Here is a 20,807-nt window from a genome sequence, read left to right on the forward strand (position 1 = left end):
GGCCCGCTGCGCCGCACCGCCGTCGGCACCGCGGGCCTGCTCTGCCTGGTGCTCGGCACCTCGCTCGCGCTGTCCGGCCGGGAGACCCCGGTGGTGCGGGTCGAGACCTCCGGGCACGGCTCCGACGCCCCCGCCGCCGGTCCGGCCGCGCCGGGCACGACGGGCACGGGCGCAGGCACGACAGGCACGACGGCGCCCACCGTCCCGAAGCCGTACCCGGCCTCGCCGCCGACCCGGCTGCTGGTCCCCTCCGTCGGCGTGGACGCACCGGTGAGCGCACTCGGCCTGAACCCCGACGGCACGGTCGAGGTGCCGCCGGCCGACCGGGGCGACGAGGTCGGCTGGTACCGCAACGGCCCCACCCCCGGCGAGACCGGCCCCGCCGTACTCATCGGGCACTACGACACCGTGCACGGCCCCGCCGTCTTCAAACAGCTGCCGAAACTGCGGCCCGGCGAACTGATCCGGATCCGGCGCGCGGACGGCAGCACCGTGGACTTCAAGGTCCGGACGCTGCTCCAGGCCGACAAGGGCCGCTTCCCGACCGAGGAGGTGTACGGCGACACGCCCGCGCCCGCGCTCCGGCTGATCACCTGCGGCGGGCGGATCGGCTCGGACGGCCACTGGACTGACAACATCATCGTGCTGGCGGACCCGGCCTGACGGCCGGTGCGGACCGTACGGGACACCCCGCCGGGAGTTCCGTACGGAACCGCGGGCCGCACACCGTGCGACCTACCACCAGGGCGGCAACGGGGGCGACGGCCGACGCATCGCCGCAGACCAGGAGGACGAGCACCGACCGTGGCAGCAACAGCACCACCACCCCGCCGCCGCCGACGGCCGGGCGCCGTCCCGGTGCTCGCCCTGGCCGGACTGATCGTCCTCGCCGGCCTCGCCGCCCTCGCCATCGGCCCCTCCACGCCCGGCGGCCTGCGCGACCAGGGGCCGGCCCAGACCGTCACACCGCCGCCGGAACGCCGGCTGCTCTGGTCCCAGCTGCCCGCCTCCCCGGCGCCCACCACGCCCGAGGCGGGCAACGCCACTCAGGAGCCGCCGAAGCCGGTCCCCGACCTGACCGTCCCCGGGCGCGACATCACCGCGGTCGACGTCCACGCCGTCCTCGCCAAGGACCCCGCGGTCGGCCCCGAGGAACGCCAGGCGCTCGGCTCCTGCACGGGGTGCGAGGTCCGCACCCCCGAGTTCCGCGACCTCACCGGGGACGGACAGCCCGAGCTGATCACCGCCGTCACCACCCCCGGGCGGACCGTGCTGCACGTCTACGCCCTCGCCGAGGACCGCCTGCTGCCCCTCCTCCAGGTGCAGGTCCAGCCGGCGTTCAGCGCCGCGACCATCGGCTCCGAGCTGTGGCTGTACGAGCTGACCAGCGCCTACGTACGGACCACCAGTCACTACGTGTGGGACGGGAACAGGCTCCTCCTGAAGGACCGCAAGGACGAGGGCGCCGCCCTGCCCCCGCCCACCGGCGGCGAGTCCGGCCGGCCGGCCACCGCCACGGCCGAGCCCGAGCCGGCGCCGCGGCGCCCCGGCGCGGACCTGCCCAAGGAACTCGTCCCCACCGCCGTCCCCACCCCGCGCACTGCCCGGCCCTCCGCCGGGCCGCCTGCCGGGACGCCTGCCGGGACGCCTGCCGGGACGCCTGCCGGGCCGTCCGCCCCCGCCGTACAACCGGAAGCGAAGCGATGACCCCCGCAGCCTCCCCCGCCCACCCGCACATCCTCCTGGTCGAGGACGACGAGGTGATCCGCGAGGCCACCCGGATGGCCCTGGAGCGCTACGGCTTCCCGGTCACCACGGCCGCCGACGGCCTGGAGGGGCTGGAGGCCTTCCAGGCCGTCCGGCCCGACCTGCTCCTGCTGGACGTCATGCTGCCGCTGCTCGACGGGGTCGGCCTCTGCCGCCGGATCCGGGAGGAGAGCCAGCTGCCGATCCTGATGATGTCCGCCAGGACCGACCCGGTGGACGTGGTCTCCGGGCTGGAGGCCGGGGCGGACGACTACGTGGTCAAGCCCTTCGAGAGCGCCGTCCTGGTCGCCCGGATCCGTACGGTGCTTCGCCGCGTCCGGGTCGTCCCCCCGCCGCCGGAGGCACCCCCGGCCCCTTCCCTCCCTTCGGCCCCTGCCACCTCTCCTGGTCCTCCCGCTCCTTCCGTTCCGTCCACCGCCGTGCGCGACTTCGACGGCCTCCGGGTGGACACCGACAGCATGGAGGTCAGGGTGGACGGCCGCCTCGCCCCGCTCACCCCCACCGAGCTGCGGCTGCTGCTGGAGTTCACCGCCGCGCCCGGCATCGTGCTGGAGCGCTCCACCCTGCTGGAACGCGTCTGGGACTACGAGTGGGGCGCCGACACCCGGGTCGTCGACGTCCACGTGCAGCGGCTGCGCGCCAAGATCGGCTCCGGCCGGATCGAGACCGTCCGCGGCTTCGGCTACAAGCTGCGGCGCCCGGCATGACCCTGCGCCGCCAGATCGCCACCGCCGTCGCCACCATCGCCGTCCTGGTCGCGGTGGCCGTCGGCCTGCTGGTCCACCAGGCGATGATCCGTCAGCACGTCGACCAGGCCCGCTCGGCCACCCTCTCCGCCCTCGAATCCGCGCTGATCGACTACGGCGGCGGCGGCAAGCCCGCCGACCGGGGCGCCGCCCTGGACGACCCGGCCCTGCCCGACCGGCTGCGCGCCCTCGCCGACGGCGGCCGGCGCGGCACACTGCTCGCGGGCACCGGGAAGGACGAGTCGATGTGGGCGGCGGGCCCGGTGCAGGGCGGGGTGCTGTCCGTCCGGGTGGGCTTCGCCCAGGACCGGCAGGCCATCGCCGACCTGGACCGGATCATCCTGCTCACCGTCGTCGCCTCGGTCTTCACCACCGTGCTGGCCGGCGTGCTCGTCGCCGACCGGATCAGCCGCCGGCTGCGCACCGCGGCCACCGCCGCCCGGGGCATCGCCGCCGGCGGAACGGACACCAGGATCGGCGAACTCGTCGACGGCAAGGACGAGGTGGCCGACCTCGCCGCCGCCGTCGACCTGATGTCCCGCACCCTGCACCGCCGGCTGGAGGACGAACAGCGCTTCACCGCGGACGTCGCCCACGAACTGCGCACCCCGCTCACCGGCCTGGTCACCGCCGCCGAACTGCTGCCGCCGGGACGGCCCACCCAGCTCGTGCAGAACCGGGTCCAGGCACTGCGCGGGCTGGTCGAGGACCTGCTGGAGGTCTCCCGTCTGGACGCGGACGCCGAGGCCCCCGACCTCTCCGCCGTACCGCTGGAACGCGCCGTGCGCCGTACCGTCACGCTCACCGGACTGGACGTCACCGTCGAGGTCGCCGCCGGGGTCGCCGACCGGCAGGTGCGCACCGACCTGCGCCGGCTGGACCGCATCCTCGGCAACCTGATCCTCAACGCCCACCGCCACGGCGCCGGCCCGGTCCACCTGCGCGTCGACGGCCTGCGGATCACCGTCCGCGACCACGGCCCCGGCTACCCCGAGGACCTCCTCAGCCACGGCCCGCAGCGCTTCCGCACCAACGCCCCCGAACGCGGCCGCGGGCACGGCCTCGGCCTCACCATCGCCACCGGCCACGCCCGCGTCATCGGCGCCACCCTCACCTTCGCCAACCACCCCGCAGGCGGCGCGCTGGCCACCCTCGTCCTGCCCTCGTCCTGAACGCCCGGACGCGGACTGAACGCGGCCGGCGCCGTCGACCCGGCCGCTTGCGCGGTGGGGTCGACGGCGCTCGGAAGCGGACGTCAGACCTCGGGCCTCGGGCCTCGGCCTCAGCCGATGTAGCCCTGGAGGTCGACGATCACGTCGGCCGAACCGGCGTGGTTGTAGACCGCGATGTCGCCGTTGGCGTCCACCGGTACCAGCGCGAGGTTCGGCACCGTCGCCCCGGGAGTGACGTTGACCGTCGACGCGTCGGTCCACGCGGTGCCGGGCGCGTACACCCGCAGCCAGCTGGGCTCCGTCGCGTTGGTCGCGGTCAGGTTGACCAGGACCGCCGAGACGCCGTCCGGCACACCGGCCGTGCCGCGGACCTTGACGGTCAGGCGGCCGTCGGCCCCCAGGGTCTGGTGCGACGCCCGGGTGTCCGCGAGCCGGGTCGGGGCGGAGGTGAGGACACCCTTGGTGTTTCCGAGGAAGTACGGCGAGGCGTAGTAGCCCTGGAGGTCGACGATGAGGTGAACGGACCCGACGTGGTTGTAGAGCGTGATGGTGCCGTCCGCGTTGATCGGGGCGGTGACCTGGTTGGCGACGGTCCGGCCGGCCTCGAAGTTGAGGCTGGAGGCGCGCGGGGGCACGGTGCTCGGCGTGGCCGTGATGAAGCTGTCCTCGGTTCCCTCGGTCGCGGTGAGGTTGACGACCGCGACCTCGGCCCTGTCGGGGAGCATCCCGGGACCGCGGACCGGGACGGTGATGATCTGGTTCGGCCCCACCGCGTGGTTGGTTCCCCCGGTGCCGTTCCGGGTGTCGAGGGCCCGGACGTTGCTGTCCGCCGCACCCATCCGGACCGACCAGCTCCGCGGCTGGGGCGTGTAGTACCCGGCGATGTCGACGACCAGGTCGACGTTCCCCGCGTTGTTGCGGAACGAGACCGTGCCGTCCTCCGCGACCGGCACCAGCACGGCGTTGGCCACGTCGTGGCCCGGGGTCACGTTGACGTTCGACGCCGTCGGCGCCTCCCCGCCGGGGAACGCGGTGACGTGGGTGGTCTGGGTCGCGTTGGTGGCGGTCAGGTTGAGCAGGACACCGGTGACCTTGCGGTCGGTCGGCACCCCGGAGACTCCGGCCACCTGCAGCCTGACCACCTCACCGGGGCCGACCGGCTTGGCCGGCGCCCCCACGCCGGCCCGGGTGTCGAGGAAGCGGGTCGGGTAGTAGAGGGTCACGTAGTCGCTGCCGACGGTGATGGACCGCGACGTCGCCCCGGTCCTTCCCTGCTCGTCGGTGATCGTGTGGGTCACCGTGTACGTGCCGGGCGCGGCGTACTCGTGCAGGTTGCGGGCCGAGGCCGCGGCAACGTCGACCACCGTACCGTCACCGAAGTCGACGGTGTTCCTGGTGATCGGGGACGTCGCCTCCGCAGCACCCGCGGTGCTGGCGTTCACCCGCAACGGCCGGTCCGCTTCGGCATACCCCGGCTGGGCCACGGTGACGTCGAGGTTCGGCGTGACCGCGGAGTCCGCGTAGGCCGAGGAAGCCAGCGGCAGCCCACTGGCGACGGACAGGACAAGGACAGCACCAGCTACAACGCGTGCACTACGCACGGTTCCCTCCCAAGTGATCTTGCTGCGTCCCCGGATCCTGCCAGACCGCCCCGACAACCCCATGAACACCCGGAGACATCCCCACCCCCACCAACGCCGAAGGGCCGGCCCGACACCCGTCGACCCGGCCTTCTGCCGCTAAGCCCCCTGTCGGGTTCGAACCGACGACCCCCGCTTTACAAGAGCGACGGTCCGGCACCCTGCGTGACCTGCGGCTCTCCCGGCCCGCCGGTTCCCTGTCATCGCACTACTGGCACCCGCAACTGACCGCCACGTACCGCCCGTTCTGGCACGCCTGTGGAACGCGGCAGCTCAGTCGAGAAGGATCTCCTCGGGCCTACGGTTGAACACTTCGAGTGAGCGACTGCGCAACAGAGCATCGACGCATGCCATGAGGTCGCCGCCGTGATCCTTGCCCGCTATTTCGTAGAGTTCCTTGATCAGATCCTGCCCGTTGATCAGCACCACTGGGTACTGGTCTTCGACCATCTCCAACTGCGCCGGCTCCGAGTAGGAACCGGTCGTGACGTACACACCGATCCACCCGCGCCTGAGCCTGGCCACAACTCGGGCGATCTGCTCGGCTGACACCAGGCTGTCCGGCTTGATGCACTTCGCCTGTCCCAAAACGACCAATTTGGTACCGGCCAGACCACTGCCGAGATCCAACCGGCCAACGAAGTCCGCCCCACCGTCCCCCGACCGGCGGGTCAGCCAACCCTCGTTGTACTTGTGACCGGACGCCCGCATCACCTTCGCTGCGACGACCGCGGCCAACACCTCGAACGCGTGCTTGTCGTTGTCGAACCGCTTGTAAACCGCTTGGAGGTCCGCTTCGAGAGAGCTGCCCGGAGTCGGCTTCTGGTCGCGAACCTTGACGACCTGCGAGCGTGCCACCCGCCGGCGCACCTTCGGCAGCACCGAGTAACCGTGCTTCACCCACTCCTGCCATGCCGCGGGCGCCAGTTTCAGAACTTCGGCGTCGGTCCAATCAGGGTCACGCCGTGCAGTGATCCAGTCCCAATCCAGTTTGTCGTCTTCCGCGGTGAGGTCGATCACCACGAGATCGAAGACGTAGTTGGTGAACGTCGACCGCGCCGGTCCACCCCACTGCACCACGCGCTCCGCCCGCTCGATCAGAGCGACGCCGCAGAACTGGACATGTCCCTTGGCCTTGCCGTTCTTCGACACCGATCGGAACAGCAGCAGCGGCGCTGCGCCGGCCCTCCCCTCGACCGTGGGCGCCTGGTGGCTACCGAACGCCTCCAGCAACGCCGCGTTGCCCGTGGTGGTACCAACCGGCTTCGCCGTCTCCGGCTTGTGGTCACCGAAGTAGCGAACGTGCCCGTTGTCGACGTCGAACACGTCGTGCCACGGTGTCTGCTCCGACCCCGCCTTCCACGGACTCGATCGGATCATCACCGCTGGCCGCCTCATCCCATGGCCCGCCTTGACCTTGGCCATCGCATTGATCCCCGCTTCAAGCAGAGCCCGCTTCTGACCGGGACTATCCGTGACAAAGTAGAAGTTGTCGAACCCATCGACCGTCGCTGGCCCCGTGTCCTTCGAAGCTGCATACCGCAGCACGTCACCCACACGCAACGAACGCCCCACAGCGCCGCCCCCCTTCAACGAACAGAACAGTCCGCCCGCGATCCTGACATGCTGGCACGACAATAGGACCATCGCTTCGTTTGATAGGTCGTCATGGTAGAGGCCCCACCGGCTATATCCGATGGGGCCTCTACCTGATTGGCTCGGGGAGCCATTAGCCCACGGCCTCTTCGCCCCGAAGCAACTCGGACACTCCCCCGACCTGGGCGCGCAGTGCCGATGACCTGCACGAACCGTCTCCGGGGGGCCGTGGCCGTCCACCGAAGTGCGTGCCCGTTGTCGCGCAGCTAGGTACTCAACCCTGCGCCGACCTGTGGGCTCCGGCGCGGCTCGATCGGTGGCCGCGCCTGGGCAGAGTAGGCCGCCGTGGTTCGCTTGCGGCGCCATGGGCACCCATCGTTGCCCGGCCGTGGATCATGAACGGGGATACGAACATGGTGGCCTCGGTGACGGTGGCGTGACCCGACCAGATCAGGGTCGCCCCCACCACCAACGCCACCAGCTGGATCTGTTGCCCATCCTGCGACGACAAGGCCATCTGGATCTGACGGTACCGAGCTTTCATACTGGTCTTGGTCCCCTGTCTTGAAGGCTGTGGACCGGAAGGGCTGCCCGCTTCGTTGTCTAGGCGTACGGGCAGCCCTTATCCGTTTTCGAAATAGGGCTGACTGCACGTTATGCAGGCTGCTATCGATGAATCTGGCTCGCCGCAACTTCCCAGACAGGCGGTCCGCTCGGGTTTATCTAGCAAGATAAACAGCCGCCTGGGGTGGATCCTTCGCCGGCGGATCGTTACAGCCATGACTGCACTCGTCGTCACGCCCATCGTCACGTCGATCATCACGCCTATGGCCGCGTCGATGATCGGGATGCTCGCGAGCAAATAGAGCCACTCGGGAGTTTCCGGAATGCCTTCCAGAAAGTCGGAAAGTCTGCACCAGTGGCCCGATCCTGCCAGTCCATGAAGTTGCGTTGCGTTCCGTTCCGTTCCAGGACGGAACGGAATGAAATGCAATGGGATTCGGCAATCGGCCTGTGTCTCCGCATCCCGGTTTGTGAGCTTGTGAATGCGCGGTCGTGATGCGGTGAGCCCGAATCGGCGGGTGGCGTAGCAGTTTTGGCCGATGTCTTGCCTGGTTTGGGGTCGAGCATGATCGGGGGGCCGTAAGCTGTTGCGACTCGGTCAGGGCTTTTGGGCCTGACCGCAATTTGGCCGAGTGGCCCCCGTTCTTGCTCGACTCGGGTCCCGAGCCTGGGAGGTGGGTAAAACCGTGGAGCCGCCCGACTCCAGCCACGACGGGCTCTAACCTCGGCTACCCTCCCGGCCGCGCGCTCGACGTGCGCGGCCGGCCGCCGCCGAAGCGGGGCGCAGGACAGGAGCGACGGCGAGTGGCAAGGCGTCGTCGCACTCACGCTCATCGAAGCCGACATCAAGCGCGACCAGTGGACCGATCCGGACGCCGGGAAGGTCAAGTTCGGTGACTTCGCCGACGAGTGGGTCAAGGAACGGAAGCTGGAGGACACCACCCGGGAGCGGTACGAAGGCGTGCTTCGGCTGCACCTCAAGCCGACGTTCGGCGCACGCTTCCTCTCCGACATCACGCCCGCTCGGGTCCGGACGTGGCGTACCCGCCTCCTGGCGAGGAAGTCGGTGAACCGACCGTCGTCAAGGCGTACCAGCTCCTTCGCGGCATCATGACCACAGCCGTGGACGACGAGCTGATCAAGCGCAACCCGTGCCGGATCAAGGGCGCCGACACCTACGATGTCCCGGATCGCCCGGTGCTCAGCCTCCAGGAGATCTGCGCCGTTGCGGAAGCCATCCAGCCCCAGTGGCGGGCGCTGGTGCTGCTGACCGCGTTCACCGCACTGCGGCTCGGCGAACTGGCTGCCCTGCGCCGCCGGGATGTCGACCTGGAAGCGCGCATCCTCTGGGTCCGCCGCAATCAGGCCGAGCTGAGCAGCGGCAAGCTCATCACCAAGGCACCCAAGAGCGATGCTGGCTTCCGCCCGGTCGCCTTCCCGGACCTGATCGTCCCGGACCTGGAGCACCACCTTGAGCGCCACGCCGCCAAGGGCCCGGACGGCCTGTTCTTCGTCGGCCCCCGCGGCGGTCGACTGCGCCGAAGCAACTTCCGGGACGATTGGACGGCAGCGAAGGCGAAGGCCGGACTCCCGGCGGAGGTCCACTTCCACGACGTCCGGCACTTCGGGAACGAGCTCGCAGCGCGGAACGGCGCGACTCTCCGCGAGCTCATGGCGCGGATGGGCCACAGCACCGTCCGGGCCGCGTTGATCTACCAACACCGGAGCAACGACCGCGACCGCGCCATCGCGGATCGCATGGGAGAAGCCGCCCGCAAGGAACTCGGCAAGGACGACGACCCGCCGGACGCTTCTGGCACGCCCGTGGCACAGCCCGAGTAGGGCCACAGCGACGACGAAGGGCCAGCTCCTCCGGATCACTCCGGTGAGCTGGCCCTTCTGCCGTGTCCGGCGCTGAGCCCCCTGTCGGGTTCGAACCGACGACCCCCGCTTTACAAGAGCGGTGCTCTGGCCAGCTGAGCTAAGGAGGCACGGTGGCCGTCCGCGATGGATCACGGCGGCACCGGGGGGCAGTCTACCGGGCCGGGGTGGCGCGATGGTGGGATATCCAGGGGTTGGTGGGATGGGTGGGCGTGATGGAACCGATGCCGAAATCGGGTCGGGCGGGGGCTGACAAGCGGCGGAAGCGCAGGTAGCGTCGCCGGGAGCCGGTTCGCGCAGTGGTTCAGACCACTGGTGGACCCGGCGGCCCCGAACAGACCCCCTTTACTCGGATCGTCCGGCACGTTCCTGCCGGTGAAGGAGAACGACAACCATGGCTTCTGTCACGTACGACAAGGCGACCCGCGTCTACCCCGGGGCGGACAAGCCCTCGGTGGACGCGCTGGACCTGGAGATCGCGGACGGCGAGTTCCTCGTGCTCGTCGGCCCCTCCGGCTGCGGCAAGTCGACCAGCCTGCGCATGCTGGCCGGCCTGGAGGACGTCAACAACGGTGCGATCCGGATCGGCGACCGCGACGTCACCCACCTGCCGCCGAAGGACCGGGACATCGCCATGGTGTTCCAGAACTACGCGCTGTACCCGCACATGTCCGTCGCCGACAACATGGGCTTCGCGCTCAAGATCGCCGGCGTGAACAAGGCGGAGATCCGCACCAAGGTCGAGGAGGCGGCGAAGATCCTCGACCTCACCGAGTACCTGGACCGCAAGCCGAAGGCGCTCTCCGGCGGTCAGCGCCAGCGCGTCGCGATGGGCCGCGCGATCGTCCGTCAGCCGCAGGTCTTCCTGATGGACGAGCCGCTGTCGAACCTGGACGCCAAGCTCCGCGTCTCGACCCGTACCCAGATCGCCGGCCTCCAGCGCCGCCTGGGCATCACCACGGTGTACGTCACCCACGACCAGACCGAGGCGCTCACCATGGGCGACCGGGTCGCGGTGCTCAAGGACGGTCTGCTCCAGCAGGTCGACACCCCGCGCAACATGTACGACAAGCCCGCCAACCTGTTCGTGGCCGGCTTCATCGGCTCGCCGGCCATGAACCTGGTCGAGGTGCCGCTGGTGGACGGCGGCGTGAAGTTCGGCGGCTCGGTCGTCAACATCTCCCGCGAGGACCTGTCCGGCGCCGGCACCGACAAGTCGGTGACCGTCGGCGTCCGCCCCGAGCACTTCGAGATCGTCCCGGCGGGCGGCATCGAGGGCGTCGCGGTGACGGTCAACGTGGTCGAGGAGCTCGGCTCGGACGGCTTCGTCTACGGCACCACCCAGATCGGCGGCAAGGACCAGGACCTGGTCGTCCGGGTGCCCGGCCGCCAGATCCCGGCCCGCGGCGAGACCGTCCACGTCGTGCCGATCGCCCACGAGACCCACGTGTTCTCCACCAGCTCCGGCCTGCGCCTGAGCAACTGACAGCACGCCGGCCGCCCGCCGGCGAAGCGTCACGGAGCCCGTCGGACCCACCGTCCGGCGGGCTCCGTCGTACCCCCGCGTCAACACGGCGCGGGGACGAACCAGGACACCCTGTCACTCGATGGTGTAACGGAGGGCGATTCGACCGGCACCCACCGCTACTCTCCTGAGGGTGAAGCAGCTTGTGCGCCGTATCGGCCAGACCTTCGCCCTGACCCTGCCGGTCGTCCTGGTGACCACCGGCACCCTCGCCGTGACCCGGGTCCCCTGGGCCCCGCCGACCGGGCTCGACCAGCAGGTCGTGGCGGCGTCCAGCGGCGACGGCGCCGGGATCGGGCGCTCCGACAACGCGGCCGGAGCGGCGGCGAAGGCCTTGGAGGGGCTCGCCCCGCAGGAGTCGCTGCGGGTGGCTCTGCTCGACGAGCTGCGCGCGAAGAGCCCCTCCGCCGCGCTGGACCTGCTGGAGCGCTCGATGCGCGAACAGCCCTCGCTGACGCCCTACTGCACCTCGCTGGCAGGCGACTTGGGCAAGGCGACGGTGCGCAAGTACCAGGGCGACGTCCAGCGGGCCCGTTCCTTCGCTCGCCCGGTCTGCGACGGCTCGTTCGCGGCCGGCGTCGTCGGCTGAGGCAACCGAGGCCGGTCCGGGCCGACCGAGGCCGGACCAACGGAGGCCGGGCCGACCGAGGCCAGGCCAGCCGAGGCCCCGCACGCAGCCCCACATGCCGCCATGCCGCCCCGGCCCCGGGGCGGCGGTGCCCGGGGCGACGGACGCCCCCGTCCGCCGCCCTATTGTTCAGGCATGAGCGCTGACTCCGGCCCCGTCGCCGACCTCCCGTCCGCACCCCGCCCGCAGCCCCGGTCGACCACGACGCCCGTCACCCAGGCCGTGATCCTGGCCGGCGGCCAGGGGTCCCGGCTGCGCCCCTACACGGACGACCGCCCGAAGCCGCTGGTCGAGATCCCCGGGACGGGCACGCCGATCCTCGGCCACCAGCTGGCCTGGCTCGCCGAGGAGGGCGTCACCGACGTCGTGATCTCCTGCGGGCACCTCGCCGACGTGCTGGAGGAGTGGCTGGACGGGGCGGACCTGCCGCTGCGGGTGCGCACGGTGGTCGAGGCGGAGCCGCTCGGGCGCGGCGGCGGCCTCAAGTACGCGGCCAAGGCGCTGCCCCGCCCGGACGAGCCCTGGTACGCCACCAACGGCGACATCTGGACCCGCTTCAGCCTGCGTGACATGGCCGCCTTCCACCACGAGCGGGACGCCGTCGCGACGCTCGCCCTGGCCCGTCCGCGGATCCCGTGGGGCGCGGTGGAGACCGACCAGTTCGGCAACGTGCTGGACTTCATCGAGGCCCCGCCGTCGCCGTTCCTGATCAACGCCGGCCTGTACGTGTTCAGCCCGGAGTTCGCCGAGCTGCTGCCGGACGTGGGCGACCACGAGCGCACCACCTTCCCCCAGCTCGCCCGCAGCAAGCGGCTGGCGGGCTACCAGCTGCCCCAGGGCGTGTACTGGCGGGCCATCGACACTGCCAAGGACCTCACCGAGGCGGCCAAGGAGCTCGCCTCCGGCGCCGGCCGGGCACACGGCTGACAGCCCCGCCCGGGGCAACCCGGACACTCCCCGGCCACAGCCCCGCGCCCGGACGCGCGAGTCGGCCGGGTGCTCCCCCACGGAGCACCCGGCCGACGCGCGCGTCCGGGGCCTCAGGTCGCGGTCGGCGCCCCCGGGTGGGAGGCCCGGCCGCCGGACAGGTCCGCCAGCGGCGCACTGCCCAGCACCCCGCCGAGCAGCCCGCCGGTACTCGGGCTGGGCTTGGACGCCGGGCCCGAGCCGCCGCTGCCCGGGGTGCTGCGCGCGGCGGGCGTGGTGCTGCCCGAGCCGCCGGACGGGGCCGCGGCCGGGGAGGAGCCCGACCCGGTCTCCGCCCGGCCGGAGTGCGCCTTGCCGCTCGGCGTCGGAGTGGCCGGCTTGGCGGACGGTGTGGTGGACGGGGTGGTCGCGCTCGGCGCCGGGGTGGTCGGCCTGGCGGACGGCGGGGCGGACGGGGGCGGGGTGGACGTGCCCTTGCCGCCGGGGGTGCCGGACGGGCTGCCGGACGGCCAGACCGGGGTGCCGTAGTCGGTGGCCGGACGGTCCGGTTCCTGGTGCGCCCGGGCGCCGGTGCGGACGGCGGCGCCGAGCATCGAGCCGAGCAGCAGGGTCAGGCCGACCACCACCGTGGTGACCACGGCGCCCCGGCGCAGCACCCGGCGGCGCAGCGCCCCGGGCGCGTCCGCGCCGAACCGGCGCCAGGCCTCCAGGTTGAGCCGCCCGTCCAGCGAGGCGAACGGCGCCCCGGCGATCAGCAGCGGGCTCCACGCCGCGAGGAAGATCAGGTCCGGGGTGTCGTAGACCGGGACGGCCCGCCAGCTGACGGTGAACAGCAGCACGGCGGAGAGCGCCATCGCCGCACCGGCGGCGAGCCGCTGCCAGAGGCCGAGGATGGTCAGCACGCCGACCACGATCTCGACGAACGCCACCATCAGCCCGGCGCCCACCGGGTGCGCCATGGCGAAGGCCAGCAGCGGCTCGGCGACCTTCCACGGGTGCAGCGAGGAGAGCCAGCGCATCATCGAGCCGCGCTCGCCGCCGTCGAAGTACACCGGGTCGCACAGCTTGCTGAACCCGGCGTAGACCGAGAGCGAGCCGAGCACGGCGCGCAGCGGCAGCAGCACCAGGCCGAGGTCGACCCGGCGGCCCGGGTACCAGGGCTGCCGGCCCTCGGCGTCGGCGGCGGAGACCTCGGGCAGTTCGCCGCTCGGGGTCCAGCCGTGCGGCTCGCCGACCGGCCCGACGCCCGCGTCGACGGCGGTGCCGGCGCCCTCGCGGGGCTGGCGCGGGACGGCCCGGGCGCCCGCGAGGGAAGGGAGCACCTGGGTGTCGGCATCGACCAGGCGGACGCCACCGGCCGGGCTGCCGCCCGGGCGCACGGCCTCCAGCAGCCGGGTGGCCGCGAGGTCTCCGGGGGGCGCCTGTCCGGTCCAGGTGACGGTGGTGACCCGGCCCTTGCGGCGCGTCGCGCCGCCGGCCCCGACCCCGGCCAGCACCGGGACGGCGGAGGCGGGCACGACGACCTGCGGGGTGACCAGCGGACGGCGGATCAGGCCCTGGTTGGCGTACGGGTCGCCGAACGCGGCACCGGTGGACAGCAGTCCGGCCGGGGCCTCGATCAGCGGCGGCACCGGGGCGCCGAGCCGGAGGCGGAAGCTCGCCTGGGTGCTGCTGATCCGCCCCGGGTCCGACTCCACCTTCACGGTGTTGAGGCCGGGGCCCGCGTCTATCCCGGTGCTGCCGTCGCCGAACAGGGGGCGCCGAGGTGTTCTGGTGTCCACGCCCGTCTAACCGGGTGACGGGCGCTTAGGACACTCTCCCGGGTGGATGTCCGGCGCACACTTGAAGTGATCATGAAAAAAGCGATCGGGCCCGGTCGGGCCCGATCGCCTTCCACTCGGATTGCGGAGAATTAGGAAGATCGCCTGCGCTCGGCGACCCGGCCGTACTCAGCCTTCGAGCCTTCCGGGCACCCCGCCGTGCTCAGCTTCCGAGCCGTGCCGGGCACCCCGCCGTGCTCAGCGCTTGGCGCGCAGCCGGGCGGCCTCGTACAGCACGATGCCCGCCGCGACACCGGCGTTCAGCGACTCGGTCAGGCCGGACATCGGGATCCGGACCCGCATGTCGCAGGTCTCGGAGACCAGCCGCGACAGGCCCTTGCCCTCGCTGCCGGCGACGATGACCACCGGACCGGTCAGCAGCTCCAGGTCGCCGATCTCGGCCTCGCCGTCGGCGGCCAGGCCGACCACCATCAGGCCGGCCTTCTGGTAGGCCTCCAGGGCACGGGTCAGGTTGGTGGCCCGGGCGACGGACAGCCGGGCCGCGGCGCCGGAGGAGGTCTTCCAGGCACCCGCGGTCATGCCGGCCGCACGGCGCTCGGGGATGACCACGCCGTGCGCGCCGAAGGCGGCGGCCGAGCGGACCACGGCGCCCAGGTTGCGCGAGTCGGTCACCCCGTCCAGCGCGATGATCAACGCGTCCTGGCCGGAGTCGGCGGCCACCGCCAGCAGGTCCTCGGGGTGCGCGTACTCGTACGGCGGCACCTGGAGCACCAGGCCCTGGTGGTTGAGCCCGCCGGTCATCTGGTCCAGCTGCGGGCGCGGGGCCTCCATCAGCGGGATGCCGCGGTCGTTGGCGGCCTGGAAGGCCTCGCGGACCCGGTCGTCGGTGTCGATGAACTGCTGGACGTACAGCGTGTTGGCGGGCACGTCGCCCTTCAGGGCCTCGACCACCGAGTTGCGTCCGAAGACCAGTTCGGCGCTGCCCGCACCGCCGCGGCCACCGCGACCGCCGGCCCCGGACCGGCGCATGCCGGCCCGGGCCTTGGCGTCCCGCTCGCGCTTGATCGCGGCGTTGGCGGCCCGCTGCTTCGGGTGGCCCTTGCGCTCCTCGCCGGGCGGGGTCGGGCCCTTGCCTTGGAGCGCCTTCCGGCTGTGCCCGCCGGTACCGACAGCCGCACCCTTCTTCGATCCGGGGTTGCGACGGTTCCTGCGCTGGCTGTTGCCGGCCATGGCTGTACTTCCTGTCTGTCCGGCATGCCCCGGCCGCCCCGGTCTGTCCGGTGGCGGCCGACGGCATGCGCTACGTCATGAGGGAGGGCCGCACCGGTCCGGTACGGCCCACCCATCACCCCGATCGTCGGATGGGGTTACTGGCTGTTGATCGTCCAGCGCGGGCCGGACGGGGTGTCCTCGATCGCCAGCCCGGCCAGGCCGAGCTGGTCGCGGATGGCATCCGCGGTAGCGAAGTCCTTGCGCGCGCGCGCCGCCTGCCGCTGGTCCAGGACCAGACGGACCAGCGAGTCGACGACGCCGTGGAGGTCCTCGCCGCGCTCCGTCCCGGCCCAGTGCGGGTCGAGCGGGTCGAGGCCCAGTACTCCGAGCATCGCACGGACCTCGGCGAGTCGCGCCACCACGCTCTCCTTGTCGTCCGCGTTCAGGGCGCTGTTGCCCTGGCGGACGGCGGTGTGCACGACGGCCAGCGCCTGCGGGACGCCGAAGTCGTCGTCCATCGCCTCGGCGAAGGCCGGCGGCACCTCGGGCGCCGCGTCGACCGTGCCGCAGCGCTCGACGGCGCGCTGGATGAAGCCCTCGATCCGGCCGAAGCCGGCCTCGGCCTCGCGCAGCGACTCCTCGCTGTACTCGATCATCGAGCGGTAGTGCGGACCCGCCAGGTAGTAGCGGAGCACGATCGGCCGCCATGCCCTGACCATCTCAGAGACCAGCACCGAGTTGCCCAGCGACTTGCTCATCTTCTCGCCGGCCATGGTGACCCAGGCGTTGTGCACCCAGAAGCGGGCGAAGTCGTCGCCGTAGGCCTTGGACTGGGCGATCTCGTTCTCGTGGTGCGGGAAGATCAGGTCCAGCCCGCCGCCGTGGATGTCGAAGGCCGCGCCCAGGTACTTGTGGGCCATCGCCGAGCACTCCAGGTGCCAGCCGGGACGGCCGCGGCCCCACGGGGTCTCCCAGCTGGGCTCGCCCGGCTTGGCGGCCTTCCACATCGCGAAGTCGCGCTGGTCCCGCTTGCCGGTCTCGCCCTCGCCCTCGGGCTGGCGCAGGTCGTCCAGCTTCTGGTTGGAGAGCGCCAGGTAGTCGGGGTACGAGCGGACGTCGAAGTAGACGTTGCCGTCGGCCGCGTAGGCGTGGCCCTTGGAGATGAGCGCCTGCATCATCCCGATCATCTCGGGGATGTGCCCGGTGGCCCGCGGCTCGACGGTGGGCCGCAGGCAGCCGAGCGCGTCGTAGCCGTCGTTGAAGGCCCGCTCGTTCTCGTAGGCGATCTGCCACCACGGCGTGCCGAGCTCGCGCTCCTTGGTGATGATCTTGTCGTCGATGTCGGTGACGTTCCGGGCGAAGGTCACCTGGTAGCCGCGGTAGGCGAACCACCGCTGCATGAGGTCGAAGTTCAGGTACGACCGGATGTGCCCGATGTGTGGCGCCGACTGGACGGTAGCGCCGCACAGGTAGATCGAGACACAACCCGGTACAAGCGGGACGAAGTCGCGTACCTGGCGGGTGCTGGTGTCGTACAGACGAATGCTCACAGCGTCAAGCGTAGTGGGCACAGGGGGGTGCCCCGCCACATTCCCCGGGACAACAGGGGCGCGGCCCCGGGGAACGGCGGGTGAAGGGAGGGGGTCAGATGTTGCCGACCACCTTGCGCGGGGAGATCCGGACGACCACCCGGACGTCCTCCGGGCCGTCGAAGCCGTAGTCCTTGCCCATGTACTTGTGGGACAGCTCGTCGATCAGCTCCCGCCCGCCCTCGGTGGTCAGCGTGGCCTCACCCCGCGCCTCGAAGTACTCGTACGGGTTGTCCTTCGAGTTGATGACGAGCGACACCCGGGGGTCCCTGACCAGGTTGAGGTGCTTGCGGCGGCCCTCGACGGTGGAGAACAGGATGTCGTCGCCGTCCCGCTTCACCCAGACCACCGAAGCCTGCGGGCTCCCGTCGGGCTGGATCGTGGAGACCACGGCGAAGCTCGTGCTGTCGAGCAGTTCCTTGACCTTGTCGGCGAGTCCGACACCCATCGGAAACCTCTTCTCGTCGGCGGTGCGGCCCGAGCGGAAGCCCCGTACGGGCCCGAGCCGAACACTAGCGACTCGGGCCCCCGGAACACCCGGTGAACACCCGTCAGCGGCGGATTGTTCCCGCCCGCTCACCGCGACCGGCTCAACGCCGCTCGTACACCAGGGCGGTGGCGATCGCTGCCAGGCCCTCGGCCCGGCCGGTCAGGCCCAGCCCGTCGGTGGTGGTGCCGGAGACGGACACCGGGGCGCCGGCCGCCTCCGACAGCGCGGCCTGGGCCTCGACCCGCCGCTTGCCGATCTTCGGCCGCACGCCGATCACCTGGATCGCGACGTTGCCGATCTCGAAGCCCGCCTCGCGGACCAGCCGCGCCGCCTCGCCGAGCAGCTTCACCCCGGACGCACCGGCCCACTCCGGGCGGTCGGTGCCGAAGTGGGCGCCCAGGTCGCCGATCCCGGCGGCCGAGAACAGCGCGTCGCAGGCGGCGTGCGCGGCGACGTCGGCGTCCGAGTGCCCGGAGAGGCCGTCCCCGGCGTCCGGCCACTCCAGCCCGGCCACCCAGAGCGGGCGGCCGGCCTCGAAGGCGTGCACGTCGGTGCCGATCCCGACCCGGGGAACGGGCGGAGTCTGCGTCTCAGTAGGCATCGGCGGCCCTCCGGCGGGCGAGTACGGCCTCGGCGAGCACGAGGTCCAGTGGACGGGTGACCTTGAACGCCTCCTCGTGGCCGGGCACCACGACGACCCGGCCGCCGTAGCGCTCCACCAGGCCCGCGTCGTCGGTGACCGGCGGCGCGTCGGCGGTGCCCGCGCTCTCCTCGGCCAGCGCCTTGGCGTGCACCCCGACCAGGGTGGCGCGGTCGAAGCCCTGCGGGGTCTGCACGGCGCGCAGGGTGGCGCGCTCGGGCGTGTCGAGCACCGGCTCGGGGCGGCCCGGGTTCGGCTCGACCCGCTTCACGGTGTCGGCCAGCGGCACGGCGGGCACGACGGCCCGCGCCCCGGCCCGGACGGCGGCCGCGACGGCGTCCACCACCTCGACCGGGACCAGCGGGCGGGCCGCGTCGTGCACCAGCACGATCCCGACCTCCTCCGGGATCACGGCCAGGCCCAGCCGGACCGACTCCTGGCGGGTCGCCCCGCCGGCCACCACCCGGACGTCCTTGCCGTCCAGCCCGTGGCTGTCCAGCAGGGCGACCACCTCGGCCACCCCGTCGGCGGGTGCGGCGACCACGACCAGGCCAACCGCCCGGCTGCGGGCCAGGGCCCGGACGGCGTGCACCAGGAGCGGCACACCGCCCAGTTCCCGCAGGGCCTTCGGGGCCCCCGGCCCCAGCCGCTCACCCCGGCCGGCGGCGGGCACCACTGCTGCTGCGACTGCTGCTGACGCGTTCAGGTTTCACTCCTTCGGCGAAGTGGGTATGGCCATGGCGTGCCCGGCGGGCGCACCGGACCCCTTCCGAAGAACCACGGTCCACCGCCCGCCGCACGGTTCCGCGGGCTCCGCGCAAGCGGGTGCGGAAACGGTCTTGCAGGCCTGGACCGAGTCGGGTGGGTGGTGTGCTCCGGACACGCCTCAGCGCCCGGAGTGCCAGTGCACCACTCCCGGACGGTCGGTCCGGGGAGCGGCGCGTCGGCACCGGGCGCTGTGAACGTCGGGCGGCAGCCCGACCGCACTGCGGTGGCGCGCGCTACGAGGCGAGGACCTCGTCGAGCAGCGTCTCCGCCTTGTCCTCGTTGGTGTTCTCCGCCAGCGCGAGCTCGCTGACGAGGATCTGGCGCGCCTTCGCGAGCATCCGCTTCTCGCCGGCCGAGAGACCGCGCTCGCGCTCGCGGCGCCACAGGTCGCGGACGACCTCGGCGACCTTGATGACGTCGCCCGAGGCGAGCTTCTCCAGGTTCGCCTTGTAGCGACGGGACCAGTTGGTCGGCTCTTCCGTGTACGGTGCGCGCAGCACCTCGAAGACCCGGTCCAGACCCTCCTGGCCGACCACATCGCGCACGCCGACGAACTCCGCGTTCTCGGCGGGCACGCGGAGCGTCAGGTCTCCCTGCTGCACCTTGAGCACCAGGTAGGTCTTGTCCACACCTTTGATCTGGCGAGTTTCGATGGCCTCGATCAGCGCGGCCCCGTGATGGGGGTAGACCACCGTGTCGCCAACCTTGAACGTCATGTGACAGGACCCCTTCCGTGGCTTTCCAGAATAACACGCTTCTCGGCGCACCCGAAGGGCGTTTTCGCAGGTCAGGGCCGGTCTCGGGGCTTGACAAGGACCCCCATGACGTGCTGCGACCGATGTTCGAGAGGGGCTTCCCGCAGGTCGGAGGCGGTTCCGGGGTTCGGCGAAACCCTTGCGCAACACCCCCGCAACCATGGTTGGATCTTGAGCTTTCACCCCTTTTCAGGTCGCGGCCGAATCGTTATTCGATCTTGGTCGAACCTTGTCCGTCGAGTGACCCGGACATGCCGAACACGCCGCCGCCCGTACCGCCGGACGGCCCCCGGCGACCCCCGGGAGTGCGACACGGGGACCACCCCGTGAGGAGCCCATAAGTGAGGTCGATAATCTGAGACCTGACCTACCGACACGTGACCTAGGAGAAGCCGCCGCCGTGAGCCGCACTCTTCGACGCGGCAGCATCGCCGCCATCGCCGCCATCGCCATCGCCTCGCTGTCCTCCTGCGCCGCCGGCAACACGCCGGAAACCTTGCAGGTCAAGCCCGACAACGCGGCGGCGACCCTCGGAGCGAACCTCCGGCTGAACAACATCGTGGTCGTCACCGGAGTGGGCACCGCGGGTGACTACACCGGTGCCGCCAACGTGGTCGTCAACATCGCGAACACCGCGACCACCCCGGCCGAGCTCCAGTCCGTCACCGTCGGCGGTGCCGCTGCCACCTTCGCGGACGCCGCCGGCGCCCCGCTGTCCACCATCGTCGTCCCGGCCGGCGGCTCCGTGGCCATCGGCGGCCAGGGCAACCCGTCCGCCTCCGTCACCTCGGCGAAGGTCCACGTCGGCGGCTTCGCCCCGACCGCGTTCGCCTTCAAGGACGGCCAGAAGGTCGAGGCGGAGGCCGCCGTGAACCCGGACGCGGGCGAGCACGGCCTCGGTCTGTACAAGGGCTTCGGGCCGACCCCCGCGCCGACCGCCACCCCCGCCAAGACCACCACCCCCGCGACCGCCCCGACCACCGGTGCCGCCGTCCCCGGCGCTCCGGCCACCGGGGTCCCGGCCGGCACCGCCACCACGCCGGCCGTCCCGGCCGCGCACTGACGACCCACCCCGCCCCCCGGCGGGCCCGCACGGGCCCGCCGGAGCGACGCGAAGGCCCCCGCC

At 71.9% G+C, this 20,807-nt stretch carries 19 protein-coding genes and 2 tRNA genes; 10 read left to right on the forward strand and 11 right to left on the reverse strand.

The genetic code is table 11. From position 1 onward, the window contains the following. The 4 genes from BU198_RS13615 to BU198_RS13630 form a co-directional block, all read left to right on the forward strand. Positions 1-663, forward strand: a 663-nt coding sequence (locus BU198_RS13615; RefSeq protein ID WP_317620109.1) for a class F sortase, incomplete at its 5' end; no start/stop codon positions are given. A 141-nt stretch (positions 664-804) separates the two neighbouring features. Further along, entirely contained in the window at positions 805-1,707 is a 903-nt protein-coding gene (locus BU198_RS13620) for a hypothetical protein (RefSeq protein ID WP_188297108.1), read from the forward strand. Then, on the forward strand, positions 1,704-2,474 hold the full coding sequence (gene cseB / locus BU198_RS13625; RefSeq protein WP_188297109.1) for a two-component system response regulator CseB: 771 nt from the start codon (positions 1,704-1,706) through the stop codon (positions 2,472-2,474). The genes BU198_RS13620 and cseB overlap by 4 nt, the downstream gene beginning before the upstream one ends. Then, complete coding sequence (locus BU198_RS13630; protein WP_188297110.1) at positions 2,471-3,685, forward strand: sensor histidine kinase; 1,215 nt, start codon at positions 2,471-2,473, stop codon at positions 3,683-3,685. Before cseB ends, BU198_RS13630 begins: the two co-directional genes overlap by 4 nt. Before the next feature lie 110 nt (positions 3,686-3,795). Here the strand turns inward: BU198_RS13630 and BU198_RS13635 are convergent, their stop codons facing one another. The 3 genes from BU198_RS13635 to BU198_RS13645 all read right to left on the reverse strand — a co-directional run bounded on the left by BU198_RS13635 (position 3,796) and on the right by BU198_RS13645 (position 6,900). Continuing rightward, complete coding sequence (locus BU198_RS13635) at positions 3,796-5,286, reverse strand: PKD domain-containing protein (RefSeq protein WP_188297111.1); 1,491 nt, start codon at positions 5,284-5,286, stop codon at positions 3,796-3,798. 141 nt (positions 5,287-5,427) lie between these two features. After that, positions 5,428-5,502 (reverse strand) — tRNA-Thr (locus BU198_RS13640). Between the two features lie 96 nt (positions 5,503-5,598). After that, complete coding sequence (locus BU198_RS13645; RefSeq protein WP_317620110.1) at positions 5,599-6,900, reverse strand: restriction endonuclease; 1,302 nt, start codon at positions 6,898-6,900, stop codon at positions 5,599-5,601. 1,513 nt (positions 6,901-8,413) lie between these two features. Here BU198_RS13645 and BU198_RS42125 point away from each other — a divergent pair. Beyond that, a complete protein-coding gene (locus tag BU198_RS42125) occupies positions 8,414-8,599 on the forward strand; it encodes a hypothetical protein (RefSeq protein WP_223244348.1) in 186 nt (61 codons plus the stop codon). 8 nt (positions 8,600-8,607) lie between these two features. Further along, a complete protein-coding gene (locus BU198_RS13650; RefSeq protein ID WP_317620111.1) occupies positions 8,608-9,327 on the forward strand; it encodes a site-specific integrase in 720 nt (239 codons plus the stop codon). A gap of 75 nt (positions 9,328-9,402) precedes the next feature. On the opposite strand, the gene BU198_RS13655 is transcribed toward BU198_RS13650, so the two are convergent. Continuing rightward, positions 9,403-9,476 (reverse strand) — tRNA-Thr (locus BU198_RS13655). 284 nt (positions 9,477-9,760) lie between these two features. On the opposite strand from BU198_RS13655, the gene BU198_RS13660 reads away from it, so the two are divergent. From BU198_RS13660 to BU198_RS13670, 3 genes are all read left to right on the forward strand, one after another. Further along, the gene (locus BU198_RS13660; RefSeq protein WP_188297113.1) at positions 9,761-10,852 is read left to right on the forward strand and encodes an ABC transporter ATP-binding protein; all 1,092 of its coding nucleotides are present in this window, start codon (positions 9,761-9,763) and stop codon (positions 10,850-10,852) included. Between the two features lie 172 nt (positions 10,853-11,024). Beyond that, positions 11,025-11,480: a hypothetical protein gene (locus BU198_RS13665; protein ID WP_188297114.1), complete on the forward strand. Its 456-nt coding sequence runs from the start codon at positions 11,025-11,027 to the stop codon at positions 11,478-11,480. A gap of 174 nt (positions 11,481-11,654) precedes the next feature. Next, positions 11,655-12,446 carry an NDP-sugar synthase gene (locus BU198_RS13670; RefSeq protein WP_223244346.1) on the forward strand — a complete coding sequence of 264 codons (792 nt, stop codon included), beginning with the start codon at positions 11,655-11,657 and terminating at the stop codon, positions 12,444-12,446. Between the two features lie 113 nt (positions 12,447-12,559). On the opposite strand, the gene BU198_RS13675 is transcribed toward BU198_RS13670, so the two are convergent. The 7 genes from BU198_RS13675 to BU198_RS13705 form a co-directional block, all read right to left on the reverse strand. Continuing rightward, positions 12,560-14,227, reverse strand: coding sequence for a DoxX family membrane protein (locus BU198_RS13675; RefSeq protein WP_317620112.1), 1,668 nt, complete (start codon positions 14,225-14,227; stop codon positions 12,560-12,562). 237 nt (positions 14,228-14,464) lie between these two features. Next, entirely contained in the window at positions 14,465-15,457 is a 993-nt protein-coding gene (rlmB, locus tag BU198_RS13680) for a 23S rRNA (guanosine(2251)-2'-O)-methyltransferase RlmB (protein ID WP_188296597.1), read from the reverse strand. A 137-nt stretch (positions 15,458-15,594) separates the two neighbouring features. Next, on the reverse strand, positions 15,595-16,989 hold the full coding sequence (gene cysS / locus BU198_RS13685) for a cysteine--tRNA ligase (protein WP_188296598.1): 1,395 nt from the start codon (positions 16,987-16,989) through the stop codon (positions 15,595-15,597). A 94-nt stretch (positions 16,990-17,083) separates the two neighbouring features. Next, a complete protein-coding gene (locus BU198_RS13690; protein WP_188296599.1) occupies positions 17,084-17,476 on the reverse strand; it encodes a PPOX class F420-dependent oxidoreductase in 393 nt (130 codons plus the stop codon). Between the two features lie 142 nt (positions 17,477-17,618). Next, positions 17,619-18,119, reverse strand: a complete 501-nt coding sequence (gene ispF, locus BU198_RS13695) for a 2-C-methyl-D-erythritol 2,4-cyclodiphosphate synthase (protein WP_188296600.1) — start codon at positions 18,117-18,119, stop codon at positions 17,619-17,621. After that, positions 18,109-18,864, reverse strand: coding sequence for a 2-C-methyl-D-erythritol 4-phosphate cytidylyltransferase (gene ispD, locus BU198_RS13700; protein ID WP_223244224.1), 756 nt, complete (start codon positions 18,862-18,864; stop codon positions 18,109-18,111). Before ispD ends, ispF begins: the two co-directional genes overlap by 11 nt. A gap of 295 nt (positions 18,865-19,159) precedes the next feature. Then, positions 19,160-19,642, reverse strand: a complete 483-nt coding sequence (locus BU198_RS13705; RefSeq protein WP_014136563.1) for a CarD family transcriptional regulator — start codon at positions 19,640-19,642, stop codon at positions 19,160-19,162. A gap of 439 nt (positions 19,643-20,081) precedes the next feature. Between BU198_RS13705 and BU198_RS13710 the strand changes: the two genes are divergently transcribed. Further along, a complete protein-coding gene (locus BU198_RS13710; RefSeq protein WP_188296602.1) occupies positions 20,082-20,744 on the forward strand; it encodes a DUF461 domain-containing protein in 663 nt (220 codons plus the stop codon). The last annotated feature ends 63 nt before the right edge of the window (positions 20,745-20,807 follow it).

The sequence above is a fragment of the Streptomyces sp. CBMA156 genome (genome assembly GCF_014596515.1).
Lineage (GTDB): Bacteria > Actinomycetota > Actinomycetes > Streptomycetales > Streptomycetaceae > Kitasatospora.

Coding starts and splice junctions, on each gene's coding strand:
- BU198_RS13690 (WP_188296599.1), bottom strand. CDS start 17,476: ATGGGTGTCGGACTCGCCGACAAGGTCAAGGAACTGCTCGACAGCACG.
- BU198_RS13705 (WP_014136563.1), bottom strand. CDS start 19,642: ATGACGTTCAAGGTTGGCGACACGGTGGTCTACCCCCATCACGGGGCC.
- BU198_RS13660 (WP_188297113.1), top strand. CDS start 9,761: ATGGCTTCTGTCACGTACGACAAGGCGACCCGCGTCTACCCCGGGGCG.
- cseB (WP_188297109.1), top strand. CDS start 1,704: ATGACCCCCGCAGCCTCCCCCGCCCACCCGCACATCCTCCTGGTCGAG.
- rlmB (WP_188296597.1), bottom strand. CDS start 15,457: ATGGCCGGCAACAGCCAGCGCAGGAACCGTCGCAACCCCGGATCGAAG.
- BU198_RS13630 (WP_188297110.1), top strand. CDS start 2,471: ATGACCCTGCGCCGCCAGATCGCCACCGCCGTCGCCACCATCGCCGTC.
- BU198_RS13670 (WP_223244346.1), top strand. CDS start 11,655: ATGAGCGCTGACTCCGGCCCCGTCGCCGACCTCCCGTCCGCACCCCGC.
- ispF (WP_188296600.1), bottom strand. CDS start 18,119: ATGCCTACTGAGACGCAGACTCCGCCCGTTCCCCGGGTCGGGATCGGC.